The sequence below is a fragment of the Luxibacter massiliensis genome, from assembly GCF_900604355.1.
GTDB classification, from domain to species: domain Bacteria; phylum Bacillota; class Clostridia; order Lachnospirales; family Lachnospiraceae; genus Luxibacter; species Luxibacter massiliensis.
In genome coordinates, this window is sequence record NZ_UWOE01000001.1 from 373,601 (window position 1) to 393,192 (window position 19,592).

Annotated in this window: 18 protein-coding genes; 17 read left to right on the top strand and 1 reads right to left on the bottom strand. The window is 42.8% G+C overall.

The window, feature by feature from the left end:
- Positions 1 to 90: 90 nt before the first annotated feature.
- The 4 genes from EFA47_RS01900 to EFA47_RS01915 all read left to right on the top strand — a co-directional run bounded on the left by EFA47_RS01900 (position 91) and on the right by EFA47_RS01915 (position 5,141).
- Positions 91 to 1,035, top strand: coding sequence for a LysR family transcriptional regulator (locus EFA47_RS01900; RefSeq protein ID WP_122641767.1), 945 nt, complete (start codon positions 91 to 93; stop codon positions 1,033 to 1,035).
- 17 nt (positions 1,036 to 1,052) lie between these two features.
- Complete coding sequence (locus tag EFA47_RS01905; protein WP_122641768.1) at positions 1,053 to 2,939, top strand: PEP/pyruvate-binding domain-containing protein; 1,887 nt, start codon at positions 1,053 to 1,055, stop codon at positions 2,937 to 2,939.
- Between the two features lie 211 nt (positions 2,940 to 3,150).
- Positions 3,151 to 3,525, top strand: coding sequence for an AroM family protein (locus tag EFA47_RS01910; RefSeq protein ID WP_122641769.1), 375 nt, complete (start codon positions 3,151 to 3,153; stop codon positions 3,523 to 3,525).
- A gap of 23 nt (positions 3,526 to 3,548) precedes the next feature.
- The gene (locus tag EFA47_RS01915; protein WP_122641770.1) at positions 3,549 to 5,141 is read left to right on the top strand and encodes an OPT/YSL family transporter; all 1,593 of its coding nucleotides are present in this window, start codon (positions 3,549 to 3,551) and stop codon (positions 5,139 to 5,141) included.
- 117 nt (positions 5,142 to 5,258) lie between these two features.
- Here EFA47_RS01915 and EFA47_RS01920 read toward each other — a convergent pair whose 3' ends face one another.
- Positions 5,259 to 6,188, bottom strand: coding sequence for a LysR family transcriptional regulator (locus EFA47_RS01920; protein WP_122641771.1), 930 nt, complete (start codon positions 6,186 to 6,188; stop codon positions 5,259 to 5,261).
- A 163-nt stretch (positions 6,189 to 6,351) separates the two neighbouring features.
- Here EFA47_RS01920 and EFA47_RS01925 point away from each other — a divergent pair, with 163 nt between their 5' ends.
- The 13 genes from EFA47_RS01925 to rpsI all read left to right on the top strand — a co-directional run bounded on the left by EFA47_RS01925 (position 6,352) and on the right by rpsI (position 19,373).
- On the top strand, positions 6,352 to 7,119 hold the full coding sequence (locus EFA47_RS01925; RefSeq protein WP_122641772.1) for a carbon-nitrogen hydrolase family protein: 768 nt from the start codon (positions 6,352 to 6,354) through the stop codon (positions 7,117 to 7,119).
- A gap of 48 nt (positions 7,120 to 7,167) precedes the next feature.
- Complete coding sequence (locus EFA47_RS01930) at positions 7,168 to 8,481, top strand: cytosine permease (RefSeq protein WP_122641773.1); 1,314 nt, start codon at positions 7,168 to 7,170, stop codon at positions 8,479 to 8,481.
- Positions 8,474 to 9,565, top strand: a complete 1,092-nt coding sequence (locus EFA47_RS01935) for an aminopeptidase (RefSeq protein WP_235853192.1) — start codon at positions 8,474 to 8,476, stop codon at positions 9,563 to 9,565. Before EFA47_RS01930 ends, EFA47_RS01935 begins: the two co-directional genes overlap by 8 nt.
- A gap of 30 nt (positions 9,566 to 9,595) precedes the next feature.
- A complete protein-coding gene (locus EFA47_RS01940) occupies positions 9,596 to 10,660 on the top strand; it encodes a M29 family metallopeptidase (RefSeq protein WP_122641774.1) in 1,065 nt (354 codons plus the stop codon).
- Positions 10,661 to 10,818: 158 nt separating this feature from the next.
- Positions 10,819 to 12,414 carry an OPT/YSL family transporter gene (locus EFA47_RS01945; protein WP_122641775.1) on the top strand — a complete coding sequence of 532 codons (1,596 nt, stop codon included), beginning with the start codon at positions 10,819 to 10,821 and terminating at the stop codon, positions 12,412 to 12,414.
- An 86-nt stretch (positions 12,415 to 12,500) separates the two neighbouring features.
- Positions 12,501 to 13,934 (top strand): beta-Ala-His dipeptidase, encoded by a 1,434-nt coding sequence (gene pepD / locus EFA47_RS01950; RefSeq protein WP_122641776.1) that lies wholly within the window; start codon positions 12,501 to 12,503, stop codon positions 13,932 to 13,934.
- Between the two features lie 664 nt (positions 13,935 to 14,598).
- On the top strand, positions 14,599 to 15,066 hold the full coding sequence (locus EFA47_RS01960; protein ID WP_122641778.1) for a DUF1700 domain-containing protein: 468 nt from the start codon (positions 14,599 to 14,601) through the stop codon (positions 15,064 to 15,066).
- Between the two features lie 711 nt (positions 15,067 to 15,777).
- On the top strand, positions 15,778 to 15,945 hold the full coding sequence (locus EFA47_RS19750) for a hypothetical protein (RefSeq protein WP_164689902.1): 168 nt from the start codon (positions 15,778 to 15,780) through the stop codon (positions 15,943 to 15,945).
- 143 nt (positions 15,946 to 16,088) lie between these two features.
- Positions 16,089 to 17,237 (top strand): THUMP domain-containing class I SAM-dependent RNA methyltransferase, encoded by a 1,149-nt coding sequence (locus EFA47_RS01965; RefSeq protein WP_122641779.1) that lies wholly within the window; start codon positions 16,089 to 16,091, stop codon positions 17,235 to 17,237.
- An 11-nt stretch (positions 17,238 to 17,248) separates the two neighbouring features.
- Positions 17,249 to 17,854 (top strand): RdgB/HAM1 family non-canonical purine NTP pyrophosphatase, encoded by a 606-nt coding sequence (gene rdgB, locus EFA47_RS01970; RefSeq protein WP_122641780.1) that lies wholly within the window; start codon positions 17,249 to 17,251, stop codon positions 17,852 to 17,854.
- Between the two features lie 17 nt (positions 17,855 to 17,871).
- Positions 17,872 to 18,354: a metallophosphoesterase family protein gene (locus tag EFA47_RS01975; protein ID WP_122641781.1), complete on the top strand. Its 483-nt coding sequence runs from the start codon at positions 17,872 to 17,874 to the stop codon at positions 18,352 to 18,354.
- A 170-nt stretch (positions 18,355 to 18,524) separates the two neighbouring features.
- Positions 18,525 to 18,953 carry a 50S ribosomal protein L13 gene (gene rplM / locus EFA47_RS01980; protein ID WP_122641782.1) on the top strand — a complete coding sequence of 143 codons (429 nt, stop codon included), beginning with the start codon at positions 18,525 to 18,527 and terminating at the stop codon, positions 18,951 to 18,953.
- Between the two features lie 27 nt (positions 18,954 to 18,980).
- Positions 18,981 to 19,373, top strand: coding sequence for a 30S ribosomal protein S9 (gene rpsI, locus EFA47_RS01985; RefSeq protein ID WP_122641783.1), 393 nt, complete (start codon positions 18,981 to 18,983; stop codon positions 19,371 to 19,373).
- The last annotated feature ends 219 nt before the right edge of the window (positions 19,374 to 19,592 follow it).

Sequence of the window (19,592 nt, forward strand, 5' to 3'; positions counted from 1 at the left end):
CCTTTATTATAGAAATATCATAGAATAGAATCAAATATTTATATTTGTATAGTGATTATAACCAAATAATTATAAGGCTGGAGGGACGCTATGTTCAGCGGTATGAATTATGTATATGAAGTGTATAAAGAAAGGAGCTTTTCAAAGGCCGCTGAGAATTTATATATATCCCAGCCAGCTCTGAGTGCTATGATAAAAAAGGTGGAGAGCAAAGTAGGAATGCCATTGTTCGACCGCAGCACCACGCCAATTCAGCTGACGGATTGTGGGAAGCGGTATATCAAAACTGCTGAGAGGATTATGGATCTGGAGGATGAGTTTGCATATTATGTGGGCAACTTACATGAGCTAAGGACGGGGCATCTTTCAGTGGGAGGGTCTTATCTGTTTTCTTCCTTTATTTTTCCGCCTATCATTGCAAAATTCAGGGAGAGATATCCCCATGTAAAGGTTAGTTTGTTTGAAGGCCACACACCTTTGCTGGAACAAAAACTGTTTGCAGGGGAACTGGACATTATTATCGATAATTATCTTTTAGATGAAGCGGTTTATGAAAGAAGATTTTTTATGGAAGAACATCTTCTGTTGGCTGTTCCGGCTTCTTTTGAGAGCAACAAAAAAGCAGTTAAATATCAGCTCAGCGTGGAGGACATCCGGGGCAATGTACACTTGGAGCCTGCATTTCCGGGGGTTCCCCTGTGGAAGTTTAAAACAGAGCCATTTGTAGTACTCCGCGCCCATAATGATACAAGGGAAAGAGTGGAGGCTATCTGCCGCAGGGCGGAAGTACAGTTGAATTATTCATTAAAACTAAATCAGCTTCTGACCACTTATCATCTTACGGAATACGGCATGGGCGCCTCTTTTGTGAGCGATACAGTTGTCAAGAGCCTGCCTCCTGACGGGCAAATAATTTATTATAAAATAGATGACCCTGAGGCTGTCAGGGAGGTTTATTTATATTTTAGGAAAAATAAGTATCTTACAAAAAGCATGACAGAATTTATGAAACTGGCGTTGCCTGAGATGATTTAGAAAGGGGGAGGCAGAGTATGTACAATTGGGAAGAGCTTCTTAACAGGGAAGCGGTTACAGAGGAGGAAAAGAAGAGGATATGTAATAGCCTTATGACCACAGAGTCCCGTATGGAGAGGTTAATATTAAAGCATTTTACCCTGGAAGATTTCAGGAAGGTGAGGGAGAGGAGAATCGGCGAAGGGCTCATAGGGGGAAAAGCTTGCGGCCTTCTTGTGGCAAGGAAACTAATCGCAGTACGCTTGCCCGAGTTTAAAGAATATATAGAACCTCATAATTCATTTTTTATTGGTTCAGATGTGTTTTGTACATATTTGGAGCTAAACCATTGTGCACAGCTCAGAGAGCAGCAGAGAAAAGAAAAAGAACATTTTGCTAAAGTAGAGGAACTGAAAAAAAGACTTAGGAATGGCGCTTTCCCAGATAATATACGGGATGAGATGAGAAGGATACTAAGGCATTATGGCGCTACTCCAGTAATTGTAAGATCCAGCAGTTTTCTTGAAGATGGATATGGCAATGCTTTTTCTGGAAAATATGAATCAATCTTTTGTATGAACCAGGGATCGGAGGAAGAGCGGCTCAGCGAGTTTGAGGATGCCGTAAGGCAGGTGTATGCAAGTACAATGAATCCCTCTGCGATAGAATATAGGAGAAGAAGAAAACTCTTTGATGTGGATGAGCAGATGGCACTGCTGGTACAGAAGGTTGAGGGACAACGGTATGGAGAATTATATTTTCCTGTGGCTGCAGGTATGGGATGTTCCTATAATCCCTATAAATGGATGGAGCATATGAATCCTGATGCTGGCATGCTGCGTATGGTTATGGGCCTGGGCACCCGGGCAGTTGAGCGTACTCCCGGGGATTATCCCAGACTTGTGGGGTTAGACCGAGCGCAGGCCAATATTAGGACCACCATTGCTGAGCGGCACAAGTTTTCCCAGAGACAGGTGGATGTTTTAGATTTTTCAGAAAATAAGCTTGTGACGAAGCTTCTGGATAGGGTCATTCCAGGAATGGCAGAGGGGCAGAGGAAGCTTGTTTTAAGCAGGGATACGGAAGCAGAGTATATGCTGTCACAGAGGCGGCAGTACAGAAAAGTGTATTTTGCAGATTGCCAGGGACTTGTAGATAAAAATGAGTTTATCCGTATGATGAGAAAAATACTAAAGATGCTGGAAGAAGAATACGAACGTCCTGTTGACGTGGAATTTGCAGTGAAGGGAATGGAAGAGGGCGGGTGGAAGGTGAACCTTCTCCAGTGCCGCCCCCTGCAGGTTGCGCCGTCTGAACAAATAGAGATTCCGGAGGGTATAGACACAGAAATTCTGTTTGACGTGCGCAGGACATCCATGCGCAGGTCAAAAAAGGAGGTATTGGACTGTATTGTATGGGTTGACCCACAGGCATACTATGAATATCCTTATGCGAGAAAGCCTGATGTGGGCAGGATGATAAGCAGGATTAACCAGTTCTATGAGGAGTTGGATAAGAAGCTGATGCTGCTGGTTCCGGGGAGGATCGGTACCTCGTCTCCAGAATTAGGAGTACCTGTTGTATATGCAGATATCAGCCAGTTTACTGCAATCTGTGAGGTGGCTTACAGTAAGGCTGGATATCGGCCGGAGTTGTCATACGGGAGCCATATGTTCCAGGATCTGGTGGAGGCAGATGTGTATTACGGAGCTATCAATGAAAACAGTAAAACAAGGCTGTATCAGCCGGAATTACTGGGCCGTTTCCCCGACGTTTTTCTGAGATTATGGCCTGGAGAAGAAGAACTGTCCGGTATCATAAGAGTATATGATGTCTCTGGCACCGATACCAGCCTCCTGCTGGATGCAAAGGAGGGCCGGGCCGTATGCCGCTTGGGAGGCCGTGCTTTGAGGGAGGGTATATAGGGGGAGTTATAGAGGGGGTATAAGTTAAACTTATAGAGGCATAAGATAATATGATTTTGTCTTGTCGCTGTCTTTATGATAAAATTATTTCAATAAATGAATAAAAGTATACAACAGGGAGGCTTATCTTAACATATTGAGATAGGCCCCTTTTTGTATAAAATGCAACGTTGTCTGAAGGAGAAATAAATTAGAGCAAGGAGGCGGGTTGATGAAAAAAATTGGAGCAGTTACCATAGGGCAGTCGCCGCGGGTGGGTGTGATTCCCGGCATTATGCCTATATTGGGAGAAGATATAGTAATTACTCCAGACGAACAACAGGTGCAGCAGGCATACGAGCAGTGGGAACCCATTATGAAAGAAGTGACACCTATCTTGGCAAATCCGTATGGGGATATGTCGGAGGGGGAGGGGGCCGCTCAAAAGTCAAAGGACATGGCGGCAGATTTGATTGTCATGGATTGCATCGGATTTACGAAAAAGGCGAAAAATCTAGTGGATTCAATTACCGGTAAGCCGGTATTGCTGTGCAGAACCTGCCCGGCCCGGATTGTCAGTGAACTTTTAGGTGTCCAGTTACATTAATATGATATTAGGGAGGTGTTAAAATGAGTGGACAGACAAATAGAACTCCAGAGCATCCATCAGCATTTAGTCCGTCTATATTAATATTAAATATTATTTTGTCAGTTTTGGGAGCAATTATTGGACTTGAGCTAATTGTAAGGATAGGAATCAGCACAAATACATCTATTGTAGGTGCATTATTTGCAATTATCCTTTCCAGAATCCCAATTGGAATATTTAAGAAGTACAGAAATATCCATGCCCAGAATCTTGTCCAGACAGCAATTTCAGGGGCGACATTCTCGGCTGCCAACAGTTTGATACTGCCCATAGGGATCCCTTATCTGATGGGTGATCCGGGTCTGGTTGTCCCTATGCTGGTGGGTGTATTGCTGGCGACAATTATCGATGCCACCATTTTGTATAAGACTTTTGATACACCTATGTTTCCGGCGGAGGAACCGTGGCCGCCAGGGATTGCTGCGGCAGAAACAATTCTCGCAGTGGTCAACAAGGGAAAGAAAGCTATGCTCCTCATTGTAGGAATGGGGATTGGCGCTGTAGGGAAGGCTTTTGGCATACCGACGGATCTTCTGGGAGTAACCTGGATCGGAGACATGTGGGCGCTGGGAGCCTTTGGAGTAGGTGCGCTTGTCATAGGAGTCAGTACAGACCAGGGATTCCCTGTCAACCAGTATTATGTGCCCCATGGCATTATGATCGGCGCTGGCCTTGTAGCGCTGATCCAGGTGGGAGTGATGCTTTTCAAAAAGGATGACGGAAAGAGCAGTGTGGCGGGGAGGTTTACGAGCAGCATTTCAGATATGAGAGGCGCCCTTGTGAAAGGCTATATCGCATATGTGGTTGTCGCCATAGGACTTGCAGTTGTGGCGGGCCTGTATACGCAGATGTCAGTGCCGCAGCTCATTATATGGGTGATATATGCGGCATTTTCAGCGATTGCATCTGAATTGATCGTGGGGATGTCCGCAATGCATTCCGGCTGGTTCCCGGGATTTGCCACAGCTCTTATTTTCCTTCTGGTGGGAATGATGATGGGGTTCCCCAGGCTGCCCCTGGGGATTCTGGCAGGCTATACAGCAGCTACGGGCCCTGCATTTTCAGATATGGCGTACGATCTTAAATGTGGCTACATACTCCGCGGAAGAGGGGCGGATCCAGAGTTTGAACGTATTGGAAGAAAGCAACAGTTTATGGCAGAAACAATGTCATTCTTTGTAGCTTTTGCTGTAGTGCTGGTTATGTGGAATACATATTTTCAGCAGGATCTTATGGCTCCCGTGGCCCGTACGTTTGTGACAACTATTGATGCGGGTTCTAGTCCGGAGATTGCAAAATGGCTGATTATCTTTGCCATACCAGGCGCTATCCTTCAATTTGTCGGAGGGGCGAAAAAGCAGCTGGGTGTTCTTTTTGCCACAGGCCTTCTTGTGGGAAGTACGATCACGGGCATCACAGTTATTGCTGCCCTAATTATCAGAATAATTGTTGTAAAAACGAAAGGGGAGGAAGGGCAAAGTATCCTTTATATCCTCGGAGCGGGCGCAATTGCAGGCTCTGCGATTTATAGTTTCTTTACATCTACTTTGCAGCTTGGTAAAAAGAGGTCTTAAACTAGAAGCGAACAATAAGCGGCCAGCTCTTCAGAGTTTCCTGGAGAGCTGGTTTGCCTTATTGGGCGGAGTCCGCCTGTGTGAAGGACATATATTAAGGGGCGCCCTAAGGCGCGGTTATTTAGAATCGGGGTTAGAACTCCCACAAAAAAAGGGGGAATTGATCACCTCTTTACATATTTCCAGAACCTTCAGGTTAGCCGGGGTAAAAAAACTATCCTTCATCCAGACAAAATTAAACATAGAATGAGAAGAAAAGTTACGGATATGTATCTGGCTGAGGGAACCGTTATATAGATTTTCCTGGACTACAAAACCATAGATAAAAGAGATGCCTATATTCTCCATAACCATCTTCTGTACGGTATTGATTGTCCCTACTTCAACATAGGACTGGAAACTGTCTATATCCTGATTATGTGCATGAAGTATATGCATTAGGTTACGGTGGGAGTTTGTATCATTTTCACGGAAAATAAGGCGGTACTTATTCAAATCTTCAAAGTTGACTGTCTGTCCTGCCAGAGGATGCTGAGGTGAACAGACACATATAGTATTGGTTTCAAAGAGCTCCCTGCTCTCATATTCCTGGGGGGAGCAGTAAGAGTCAATAATGCAGAGCTGAATCCGTCCTGATTTTAACTGTTGGAGCAGTGCATCGGCCTCCCCTAAGTACATACTCACCTTCTTGTTGGGGTATTTTTTTAAATATTCCGCTATAATGTGGGGGACAAGAGATTCTCCTGTAGTAGTCAGAGTACCTAGCTTTAATTCTTCCGGCTGTTCAGGCGGTGACTTAAGCAGTCTTTCCAGGATTTGGGAATCAGACTTGATTGTCTGTGCATATGACTGAAGGAGTTTACCCTGGCTTGTTAAATGCAGGCGGCGTTTCTCGTCATAATACAGAAGTTTGGCCTGGTAATAATTTTCAAGATATTTGATATGCTGAGTGACTGCCGGCTGCGTAATATTGAGCCGGCTGGCCGTTTGAGTATAGTTTCTTGTTTCGCACAATATAAGAAAAGTATCTAATTTTAAATCTAACATTTCACCACAAATCCTTTCTGGGAATTATCTGGCAATTTCCTATATAATTGGAACTTATTATGCCATAAAATAATATGATTTTATTTTATAAGAAAACTGTGGTATTATCAAGGGAAATAAAAGTCTTTAAGAAATCAGTAAGATGAAAGGAGGGAAGTAAAATATGCTGAAGCTCGGAATTGTGCAGATGTCTGTCCGTGAAGGAATGGTAGATGAGAACTGTAGGAAAGCCAGAGAGTTTGTAAAACGCTATGCAGAGGACGATATTGATTTACTTTGTTTTCCTGAGTTGTGTATCAGCGGATATAATTTTGAAAGGGCGGCATCATCAGATAGAGAAGCTGAATTTTTTTCGGAACTGGCGGCAGAATATCATATTGCTATTCTGGCGGGAATACAGATTGCAGAAGGGAAGCGTCACTATGATGTAGCCTGTCTATGGAACGAAGAAGGCAGGTTACTGGGAGAATACCGCAAAATTCATCTCTGGGCTACAGAGAATGATTTTTTTGAAAAAGGAGATAAGCTGGTAACGGTTCCTTTTAAAGGGTGGAATATTGGGATGCTGATCTGTGCAGATTATGGATTTCCTGAACTCTCTACGCCCCTTGCCCAAAAACTGGATGCAGATGTGATCCTTTATCCCAGCGCATGGGGGGCAGGCTGGGAAGACTTGTTTTCTACCTGCAGTAAAATGAGAGCGGCGGAGAATCAAGTATATACGGTCGCACTTAACAGGGCATGCGGGGATATGGAATATTGTGGAAATACAACGGTTTCAAACCCGGATGGGACAGTGCTCCTCAGAATGGAGACACTAGGTGAGGCATATGCAAGAGTGGTGTTGGAGAAGAAGAAGCTAAAGGAAGCCAGGGAAGCGATTCCATGGAGAAATATGAAAAGATATGATGTTTATAACAAATTAATTTAACGTACAGGATCTTCCAGAATATTGAATGGGAGTAGAAGGAGGGACATCATGGCAAAGGAAAAGAATTCGGAGAAAACTGTAATTGTAGATGAGCCAATGACTCCAGTTCCGCTGGAACAGCGGCAGAGTTGGATAACACCGGCTGTGATTTTTGGGGGACTGGAGTTTTGTGTTCCCATACTAATGATTGGCGCAACATTAATTGGTGCATTTGGCCTTAAGGGCATGGTTCCAGTTGTATTGTTTACCTTTTTGATACTTACATGGGTAGGAAATACATTAAGTGGCTACATAGGGGCGAAAACAGGACTTTCTTCATCAGTTATTGCACGTCAGGGATTCGGGGACAAACAGGCTAAGTTTATCATTGCTCTAGTGATTGGCGTGATCAGCATGGGGTGGTGGGCCATACAGACATCTGTTACTGGAAATGCGCTCTGTGTAATTCTTGGGATTGACTACACGTCTAATAGGGTTGCCTGGGCGATCGTCACTATAATAGTAGGCTTTTTATTCGCCTTACCATCTATTATTGGGTATGCATCAATGAAATGGACTGATTATCTGGCAGTGCCCTGCGGGTTGATTTTATGTGTGGCTGGTATCTACCTGGCATTGAAGAATGTGGGGTGGTCTGGCATAATGAGTTACCAGGGAACCGGAGATCTTACTTTTGCAGCCGGAGTGACAATGCTTCTTGGCATGAATGTGTCCCAGTTTGTAATCGCAGCGGACTACACCAGATATGCGAAACCTACTTGGAGGGATAATATACTGATACCTTTGGGGATCGTAGCTATCGGTATCCCCCTTGTGTTTATTGGAGCTATTATGGCGGCGGGAAACGGTACCGCAGATATCGTGGCAGTTATGCAGAATTTGGGATTCCCAGTATGGGGGTTCATAGTCCTGTGGCTTGCTTCCTGGACTAGTCAGCTTGTAAATAACTATACGATGGGACTTTCTTTTTCAAATATTTTAAATGTTACATCGAATAAAGGAAGGGCCACAGTAACACTGGTGGGAACAGTATTGTCAATCATTCTCTCCCTGTGGGGAATCCTAGATCATTTTCAGGATCTGCTGAGCCTGGCAGCATTGCTCTATCCCGCCATCGCTGGGGTTATGTTTGTGGATTTCTTTGTACGGAAGGAAAAATGGGAAGACAAACTTGGATGGAATTTTATGGCAACAATTGCAATGGTAGTTGGTACGGCAGTGGGTTATGTGACTACATACGTAGTTGTCATTGGAATTCCGCCTTTACAGTCATTACTTATAACGGGCGTGGTTTATTATATCGCTATGAAGATTAAGTCTAAATCAGCTCCAGATAAGTTTACAGAGGGCATGTTTGAATAGAAATGGAGTGATGAATATGGAATATCCTATTGGCATAGAGATGACAGGCTCTTATTTATCTTATGAAGTACAGAGGGCCGCAATGAAACTGGTGAGAGATGTCATGCTCATAAAGCCAGAAGAGTCAGTTGTAATTACAGCAGACACTTCTACAGATATGAGAGTAGTGGAGGCGGTGATGGGGGCAGCTTATACCATCGGCGCAAATCCTGTCCTGATTAAATACCCAACTACAGGGAGGGCATTTGAAGAACCTTATCTGCCCATAGCCAATGCGGTGGCAGCGGCAGACGTATGGATTGAGTTTGCTTACTATTGTGTTATGCATTCTCCGTGTTTTCAAAAAGCAATAGCAAATGGAGCCAGGTATACTTGCTTGTGTGGTATGGATACGATTATGCTGGCTAATACCATAGGTAAAGTAAGATATGACGTACTGGTTGAATTCGGAGAGTATCTGACAAAAAAAGTCCAGTCCTCCAATGAAATTATTGTTAAAGATGCAAATGGAACTGACTTAAAAGCTTATAACAGGGGAAGAAAAGTAAAGCATTCAGGGCAGCCTGCCACTAAGAAGGGGTATCCGGTTATGTTGGGCGGACAGGTGAGCTGGTGCCCGGTGGAGGAGACGATAGAAGGAACATTAGTTTTTGACGCTGCACTATTTCCGCCAAGTGAAATTGGGTTATTAAAGGAACCTGTCAGGCTTAAACTTAAGGAAGGACGGGTGACAGAAATAACGGGGGGAGCTCAGGCTCAGATATTTGAGAAATGGCTGGCATCCTTCGATGATCCCAATATGTACCGCCTGGCTCATTATTCTATTGGATTTAATCCGGGTGTGCGAAAAGCTACAGGCAGAATTGTAGAGGATGAGAGAATTTTTGGATGTATAGAATTCGGCATCGGAAGCCAGGGGGCCAGTTTAATGGGAGCTTTCTGGGATGCCGCGTCACATACAGACGGGGTGATTTCTAAACCAACGATTATTCTGGATGGAGAAATACTGGAAGAAGATGGTGTATACAAGGAAGAAACATGCATTTCATACTGCAAAAAACTGGGGATTGCAGATTATGAATAGAGATTTATAAAGAAAGAGGAGGAAAGAATTATGGAATACCCAATTGGAATTGAGATGGCCCCCGATTACTTATCTTATGAGGTGAGCAAAGCAGCCTACAAACTTGTGAAAGAGGTTATGCTGGTGGAACCAGGTGAGAATGTTGTTGTTACAGGAGACACCTCTACAGATAAAAGAGTTCTGGATGCAATTATGAATGCAGCATATATTGTAGGAGCTAATCCGGTTCTGGTTTACGTGCCAACTAATGAAAAGGCTTATGCAGAGCCGATTGCACCTCTCGGCAATGCAGTGGCAGTGGCAGACGTATGGATTGAGCTGTCTTATTCTTCTATAATGCTCTGTGAATCATGGAGAAAGGCAATTGATTTTGGATGCCGTTATATCAACCTTACAGGCATGGATGTTACGATGATTGTAAATTGCATTGGAAAGGTAGATGTGGCCAGAGTTGTAGAACTTGGTGAGGCGCTGAAGGCTAAGATGGAGGCCGGCAATGAAATTATTATCAAGGATGATAATGGAACCTATCTCACAGCAAAGAATGAGGGCAGGCCGGTTCGTCATTCAGGCCAGCTTGCTACATTCAAGGGATATCCGTTTATGATGTGCGGACAGATTAGCTGGTGTCCGATTGAAGAGACAATCAATGGAAAGCTGGTATTTGATGCTGCGATTTTCCCCCCCACGGATATGGGGATTTTGTCTGGGAACGTAGAATTAACCTTGGAGAACGGGAGAGTTACTAAGATTGAGGGCGGCAAGGATGCTGATAGGTTCAGCGCATGGCTGCATTCATTTGATGACCCCAATATGTTCCGCCTTGCACATTATTCATTAGGATTTAATCCGGGAGTTTCAAAGGCTACAGGACGCATTGTGGAGGATGAAAGAATTTTTGGATGTATGGAATTTGGCATTGGAAGCCAGGGCAAAATGATCCGCGGAAGCTACTGGACGGCTGCATCCCATACAGACGGTGTTGTATCCAAGCCATCTATTATACTTGATGGAGTTGCGATTGAGGAAAACGGTAAATATGTGGATCCGGAACTGGCAGACATCTGTAAACGGATGGGTGTTGCAGGCTATTAAAAAATAAGAATAAGGGTGCCCGGCAATCCTGAATGCGGGCGCCCTTTTTATATAATAGGAAATTTTGTTCCCATTTATAGAAAAGTGTTCAGAGGGCCTCTGCCACAGTAAAAATTTAAGTATGATTTTTATTTTAGGAAAAGGAGACAGTATGTGAAATGAGAGAGAGCGAATCCAAGGCAGGACAGCCTAAATTTGAAAAAATCCGTTTTTATGAACTGGGCACAATTATTTTTGGCTCAATTCTAGCTGTTTTATCGGGGATTATCTGTATGCAGATAATGGGGAAGGTCGGCGTATCCGCCAATACATCTATATTAGGCGCTGTATTTGCAATGCTGATATCAAAGATACCGATGACATTGTTCGGTAAATTTAAAAGTCTGGAGCGGCAGAACTATATACAGACGATTGTATCCGGCGCGGGGTTTTCGGCTGCAAATTGTGCTTTTGTGGCAGTTGCGATTCTGTTTGTCATGGGAGAGACGAAAGCGATCATGCCTATGGCAATCGGATGTATTTTTGGTACGGTTATTTCTGTTTATACGGTAGGTTCTTTATTTGATTCACAGCTTTTTCCTGCAAAGGAGGCGTGGGCGCCAGGGGTAGCTACAGCCGAGGTTTTGGAAGCAGGGGATGAAGGCGGAGATAAGGCAAAGCGTGTAATCCAGGGAATCGTAGTGGGTATTGTGGGAAGTATTTTTAAGCTTCCTGTAGGGGCAGTAGGTATTGTGTTTATTGCGAATATTGTTTCTATGCTGGCCCTGGGGATTGGACTGTTAATCCGTGGATATGCTGCTCCACTTACAGGATTTGACCTAGGGGCGACTAACATCCCGCAAGGATTTATGGTAGGCGCGGGTTTGATTGCGCTGGTACAGTCGGTTGTTTCAATTTATCAGAGTTCTTCTAAAAAGAAAGGTGCTCAAGCTGCAAGGCAGGAGGCTGAGGAGGGCCTGACAGTTTCTGCGAATAAAACAAAGGGGACTTTGATCGGAGCTCTTCTGACTCACGTGGCCGGAGGTGTGTTTGTAGGTGTTATCTGCGGCATTTTTACAGGAATGTCACCTGTTAAGATGGTTTTGTGGGTACTGTGGACTGCGTTTGCATCTGTAGCTTCTATGATTATTATTGGAAAAGCAGCCATGTATTCAGGATGGTTTCCGGGATTTGCAGTTACCACAATCTTTATGACAATGGGCGTTTTAATGGGATTTTCTCCAATTGCTGTAGCAGTCCTGACAGGTTATATCAGCTCTGTAGGCCCATGTTTTGCTGATATGGGGTATGATCTGAAAACGGGATGGATCATCAGGGGGAAAAGTAAGAATCCTGAGTATGAAGTCTATGGAAGGAAGCAGCAAGTATATATAGAAATGCTGGGGGTTGTAATAGGGATTATTGTAGTGATTTTCTTTGCCGATATGACTCTCAAAGACGGCTTGATTCCTGCCACAAGCGTGGTGTTTGCAACAACTGCTGAGATGGGAAGCAATATGGCTCTTTTAAAAGAACTTATGATTTGGGCAATCCCTGGGGCAATTATACAGATAATTGGAAGAAAATATATGTTTGGCGTCCTATTGGCGACAGGCCTGTTAATTAATAATCCAATCTATGGAATCGGCGTTATTGTTGCAGTTATTTTTAGGAAGATTGTCGGAGACGAATTTATGAACTGCCGTGATGCGGGCCTCATAGCTGGGGATGGCCTGTACAGTTTCTTCTCAAGTCTTATAAAAATGTTTATATAGGGATACTCTAAATGTGAAAATCGGACGGGTACTTTGCAGAAGTGTGCCCTACCCTGAATAATGAGTGTAGCGGGAGGTAATTAGTTGTGATAGATGAAAGCAAGGTAATTTCATATTTTAAAAAAGTCTGTTCTATACCAAGGGCATCCGGGGATGAGAAAGCTATCAGTGATTATATCGTAGAGTTTGCCCGAGAGCGGGGATTGGATGTAAACAGGGATATGTATAATAATATGATTATACGGAAACCGGCCACAGCAGGTGCAGGCAGTGAGGCAGTCATTTTGCAGGGACATCTGGATATGGTATATGTAAAAGAGGATGGCAGTACCCACGTATATGAAAACGGAATTGAAGTTAAAGAGGATGATGAGTATTATTTCGCAGAGGGAACTTCGCTGGGATCAGACAACGGAATTGCAATTGCATACTGCCTGGCTCTGCTTGACAGTGATGATATCGTGCATCCTGACCTGGAGATTATTTTTACAGTAAAGGAGGAGGTAGGGTTAATCGGGGCGGATACTATTGACATTTCTTCTTTGAAAGGAACACGTTTTATTAATCTGGATTCTGAGGAAGAGGGAGTGTTTTATACAAGCTGTGCAGGCGGTTTAAGGTGCAGAATGATCTGGAACCTGGAAACAGAAATACTGCATGAAAAATGGATACCTGTCAGGGTAACGTTAAAGGGATTGGCAGGCGGCCATTCAGGAATTAATATTGGGATGGGACTTGGCAATTCAATAGTGCTTCTTGGAAGACTTATGTATTTCCTGAAAGATTCTCAGGTACGTATAAGCAGCCTGGACGCGCCAGGAAAAGCAAATGCTATTGCAAATAACGGCAGTATGTGCCTTTGCGTTAGGCCCGAGGATCTGGAGGCAGTAAAAGAAGAGATTGTAAAAGCGGAAAAAGTGTTTCAGGCAGAATTGCAGTACACAGACTCTGTTTTTCTGGAAGTGACAGAGGGGCAGGCTGCTGAGGGCAGTGAAGTTTATACAAAGAAGTACCAAAATGGAATTATGAACAGCTTGATGCTGATTCCCTATGGTGTGGCTGGTTATTCTTTTGCAATTGACGGACTGATTGAGACGTCAATGAATATGGGGTCATTGACTTTAGAGGACGGGAAGCTGACACTTCTGATGTCTCTTAGAAGTTCTGTGGAATCACAAAAATATTTATTGAGGGATAAAATACAGATTATTGCAGATGAGAATTGTGATACATGTATTTTTGAGAGTGATTATCCGGGATGGCAGTATCGGAAAGAATCACCGCTGCGGGATACAGCGACTGCCCTCTACGAAAAAATGTTCCACAAGAAAGCAGAAGTTGCAGCAATACATGCTGGCCTGGAATGTGGGTATTGGGACAGTAAAAAACCAGGGATGGATATTATTTCAACAGGGCCTAACCTATATGATGTTCACTCTACAAAGGAGAAGGTGTCAAAAGAATCTATTTCCCATATGTGGCAGTATCTTGTGGAATTGCTGAAAGAATTGGCTCAATAGAGAATATTTATTCCCGCAGGCAATGAGCTAAGGGGACGTGTTTATATGCCCATTTGACGGCCGCCGCGAGGGTCAAATATCCTGATGCCTGCATCGGGGCATCTGACTTTTTGGGCGCCTTTTGGGCATGTCCAGTTGGCTGGGAAGTACCCGTCCCTATAGGGAATATATTAAGGAATACCTTCTTAGGTATAATGAAGCGGATGTGATATTCTTTTTAGAAAATCATATCCGCCTCTTTATGCTCAACTTCTTTAGAAAAGTAAGAAAATGTTTTAGGAAATTATAAGTATGTTTAAGAACAGTACCCTTGGAAAGAATGTTAGATTATGTTATTCTAAGTCCAGGTTCTTTTCATTGCTGCACTTTACACGAGGAGCAACAGGCATTATTATAAAAATAGCATCTTGCCAGATAATTAGTATCTGCTTATCTGTAAGGGCATGGGGACAGTTTCCTTCGGAGATGCATGGAGAGGCCCTTAAGTAGGTCGTGGCATACATGTCAGGTTTTATATAGATGATGCAAGGAGCAGCAGAAAGTATTTATAATAATATATTAAATTTGTCCTGGCAGGATATAACCAGTAATAAGGATAAAGGAAAACATCTTAAGGGATGTTAATAAAGACGGAACAGATATAAGATCTGGAAAGGAGCATGGTATGACACAGAAGGAATTTCTAGACGAATTGCGCAGGGCCTTGGAGAATGACCTGACGGGAAATGCGGTACAGGACAATGTAGAGTATTATAGGCAATATATATCGGAAGAAATACAGAAGGGGAAAGAAGAGGCAGAAGTACTGGAGGAACTGGGGGATCCATGGGTTATTGCCAGAACAGTCATTGATGCCCTGAATGGCACGGATCAGTCTACTGTATATCGGGAAGGCAGTGCAGGTAGAAGTAAATATGAAGAAGGGGAGAGAGGCCGGAGGGAGAACCAGCAGCCTCATATATCAGGAATTGGAAAATTGTGGAGAAGGTTTCTGCTTATATTGGCCGTTATTATGGTAATCATGGTGATTTTTGCCATTATCTCAGGCTTGATAAGTATTCTGGCGCCCTTACTTATACCTTTATTTCTTGTTGTTATAATAGCTCGCTTTTTGGGAAACAGGCGGCCGTGACAGTATAGTGCGGCCCTGTATACAGTATCACATTATTCGGGTATTTAGGCCCTATGGAGTTGGGTTAAGGCTAACCTAGAATATGTTAAGAGTATAGTTTTATATAACTATTATTATGTTGGTGTATATATGGGCAATGTTATTGGCAATAGTACTATATGCTGTGCAGAGATGCGGTGAGTACATAATTCATTTAAAGACAAGGGGATTGCGAAGGGGTGAAAGTGAATTGGCCGGGCCATTACAGATTCTAACATAAATTATTTAAGATTTTTTTACTTTTTTGCTTGCTTTTTCCAGTTTCTTATATTATACTAAGTCTTGTAGAAAGGTTACTTTCTACAACCCCTTATTAATTATTTATACTCCCCTCAAAAGACCGGTGGCTCCCCCATCGGTCTTTTACTTTGCGTAAAAACTTCCTTAATCAATAACTATGCCTTGCAGAGTACTATAAATTCCGAAATCCTGAGAGTCTATAGAAAGCATTTTGTAACTGCAGTGTAAGATAAAGGTTTGATTATTTCCATAAAAATAATGTAAATTAATTTTCTATAAAAAAGAAACAGGATTTACTGTATCTATTTTACAGAGTTATATACTGCTTAAATTGCAACTAATAAATTATTACCTTCTTTAAAATGAATAAAATGCGTAACACAAAGAAATAATATGAGTGTACCAAATAAATTTATCTCAGGAGGAATACTCATGGCAAAGAATAATAACACAAACAACGCATCAAAAAACACAAATACTAACTCATATTCATCCGTATCCGATGAACAGAGCAAGAACAAGAATTCTAACAAGAATACAACAAACAGCAAAAACAGCAATAAAAATATGAACTCCAGTAATGAGAGCAATAACTACTAAATAGTGCCTGTTTAAAAAAGTACAGGTCAAATATCATTTTGGTACACGTCTGATGTCAATTTAGGACGTAGTAAAGTTCAACTTTACTACGTCCTAAATTTATAGTAAAATTACATAAATAAGCCTGATGATCGGAGGTATTTATGAATAAAATCGAGTTAATAGCTCCCTGCCACTTTGGCCTTGAGTCTGTGCTGAAGAGAGAGATTCTCGAACTGGGGTATGAAATTGCACAGGTAGAGGATGGCAGGGTGACTTTTTATGGAGATGCAGGGGCAATATGCAGAGCCAATATCTTTCTGCGCAGTGCGGAGAGGATTCTAATAAAAGTGGGACGTTTTAGGGCGGAATCTTTTGACGAGCTTTTTGAGGCAACTAAAGAGATACCATGGGAAGAGTATATACCCAGGGACGGGAAGTTCTGGGTGGCCAAGGCCGCTTCAGTAAAGAGCCGGCTGTTTAGTCCGTCTGACATACAGTCTATTATGAAAAAGGCTATGGTTGAGCGGTTAAAGGTGCATTATCATATTAAATGGTTTGAGGAGACGGGGGCGTCATTCCCTGTCCGTGTATTTTTAATGAAAGATATTGTTACGGTTGGAATTGATACATCAGGCGTTTCTTTGCACAAACGAGGATACAGGCAGCTTTCAGGCCGCGCCCCTCTGACGGAAACCCTTGCCGCGTCACTAATTATGCTGACTCCCTGGAAGGCAGACCGAATCCTGGTGGATCCGTTTTGCGGAAGTGGGACATTTTTGATTGAGGCTGCAATGATGGCTGCCAATATGGCTCCGGGAATGAACCGTTCTTTTCTGGCAGAGGATTGGAGTAAAGTAATAGAAAAGCGTTTTTGGTATGAGGCGGTAGATGAGGCAAACTCTTTGGTTGACGATACTGTGGATGTAGATATACAGGGATATGATATTGACAGTGAAGTTTTGAAAGCGGCCAGGCAAAACGCAGACGATGCAGGTGTAGGCCACATGATCCATTTTCAAAAGCGTGAGGTGAAAGATTTAAGGCATCCGAAGAAATATGGATTTATTATAACGAATCCACCGTATGGCGAGCGGCTGGAAGATAAGCAGGCTTTGCCCAGGCTTTATAAAGAATTTGGTGAAAGTTTCCGAAATCTTGATAGCTGGTCTGCCTATATGATCACCTCCTTTGAGGAAGCAGAGAAATATTTTGGCAGAAAAGCAGACCGAAACAGGAAGATCTATAATGGTATGATTAAAACATATTTCTATCAATTCATGGGGCCGAAACCGCCAAAGCCAAAGAAGTAGAAAGGACAGTAATGAAAAAAAGGATAATTTTTGCAACAGGGAACCAGGACAAAATGAAAGAAATACAGATGATTCTCGAGGATCTGGGACTTCCTGTTTATTCAATGAAAGAAGTAGGGATTGACATTAATATAGAGGAAAACGGCATGACTTTCGAGGAAAATGCCTTGATAAAAGCAGAAGCTGTTTCTAGGCTGCTGCCAGGGGATATTATATTGGCGGATGACTCTGGCCTTGAAATTGATTATCTTGATAAGGCTCCGGGTATTTATTCTGCCAGGTTTGCAGGGGAAGATACTTCGTATGATATAAAGAACAGGATTTTACTTGACCGGCTCGAAGGAGTCCCGGATGAAAAGCGAACCGCGCGGTTTGTATGTGCAATTGCCGCTGTTTTTCCAGACGGGACATCTGAAACAGTGCGGGGCACCATAGAAGGTATAATTGGACATGAGATAATTGGGGATAACGGTTTTGGGTATGACCCCATTTTTTATGTTCCAGAGATTGGATGTACGACGGGGCAGATGGATCCAGAAAAGAAAAATGAGCTTAGCCACCGAGGGGTAGGATTGCGTAAAATGAAAAAAATTATGGAAAAGAAATACAAAGAATAGGATACAGGAAACATACTATGAAAGTATTAGTCATAAGCGATACACATGGGAATCATAGAAATTTGGATAAAATTTTAGAACAGAACCAGGACATTGATATGCTTGTGCATCTTGGAGATGTAGAGGGCGGGGAAGATTATCTCAATGCGGTATTTGATTGTGAAAAACATATTGTCCGTGGAAATAATGATTTTTTTTCAGAATTGCCTAAAGAAGAAGAGTTTTATATTGGGAAATACAGAATATTTATCACCCATGGGCATGGCTATTATGTGTCTTTAGATCCAGAACATATTAAGGAGGAGGGCCGTGCGCGCAGGGCGGATGTGGTTATGTTTGGGCATACACATAGACCATACCTTGATAAAGAGGAAGACATTGTTGTCCTCAACCCTGGCAGCTTGTCATATCCCCGCCAGGAAGGGCGTAAGGGGAGTTATATGATTGTGGAGCTGGACTGTGAGGGGAATCTTCACTTTAGGCAATGTTTTCTGGAATAGATATTTAAAATCCGCGAAAAGTCAAAAAAATGTTGACAGGGAATCCTTGGCATACTATAATAGTACAGCATGACATAAGGAGAAACAGCATACACCAAAGCCCCGGAGTGCGCTGATTTCATATAAAAGAAAAGAAAGTTATATGATGATTATTTATAGGAGGAATACCCATGAAAACTTATATGGCTAACCCAGACAAGATTGAAAGAAAATGGTATGTGGTTGACGCTGAGGGATGCACTTTAGGACGCCTTTCTTCAGAGGTTGCAAAAGTTCTGAGAGGGAAGAATAAGCCGGAATTTACACCGCACATTGATACAGGTGATTATATTGTAGTTATAAATGCAGAAAAGGTAAAAGTTACAGGCAAGAAAATGCAGCAGAAGATATATTATAACCACTCTGAATATGTAGGAGGAATGAAAGAGACTACGTTGGCAGAGCTGATGAACAAGAAGCCGGAGAAGGCGATTGAGTTGGCTGTAAAGGGAATGCTTCCAAAAGGACCTTTGGGAAGGGCAATGATTAAGAAACTTCATGTATATGCTGGGCCGGAGCACAAACAGCAGGCTCAGAAGCCAGAAGTATTGACATTTTAAAGGAAAGGTTGAAAGGAGGACATTACAGTGGCTAACGCAAAATATTACGGAACAGGAAGAAGAAAAAAATCTATCGCAAGAGTATACCTTGTACCTGGGACAGGTAAAATCACTATAAATAAAAGAGACATTGACGAGTATCTTGGACTGGAGACATTGAAAGTTGTTGTACGCCAGCCGCTTGTTGCTACCGGTACCGTTGATAAGTTTGATGTGCTTGTCAATGTACACGGCGGCGGATATACAGGACAGGCAGGAGCAATCCGTCATGGCATCTCAAGGGCACTTCTGGAAGCAGACGCAGACTATAGGCCTGTGCTGAAATCAGCAGGATACCTTACACGTGATCCACGTATGAAAGAACGTAAGAAATATGGCCTTAAGGCAGCGCGTAGGGCACCACAGTTCAGCAAGAGATAATAAGAACTATTATAAGAGAATTAATAGACCCCTTGAAAATGTAGTGTTTTCAAGGGGTTCTTTATATTTTGATTAGTCATTAGTTACGCATAGAAAAACCACCCTTGAAACTTTGGCAGGTGTCAGGGTGGTATTTCTACATTCTACATTGGTCAAACCACTTTGGGCGGTTGTTCCTTTTTTATCTATTAATATAGCATGAAAGTTTAGTTTGTTTAT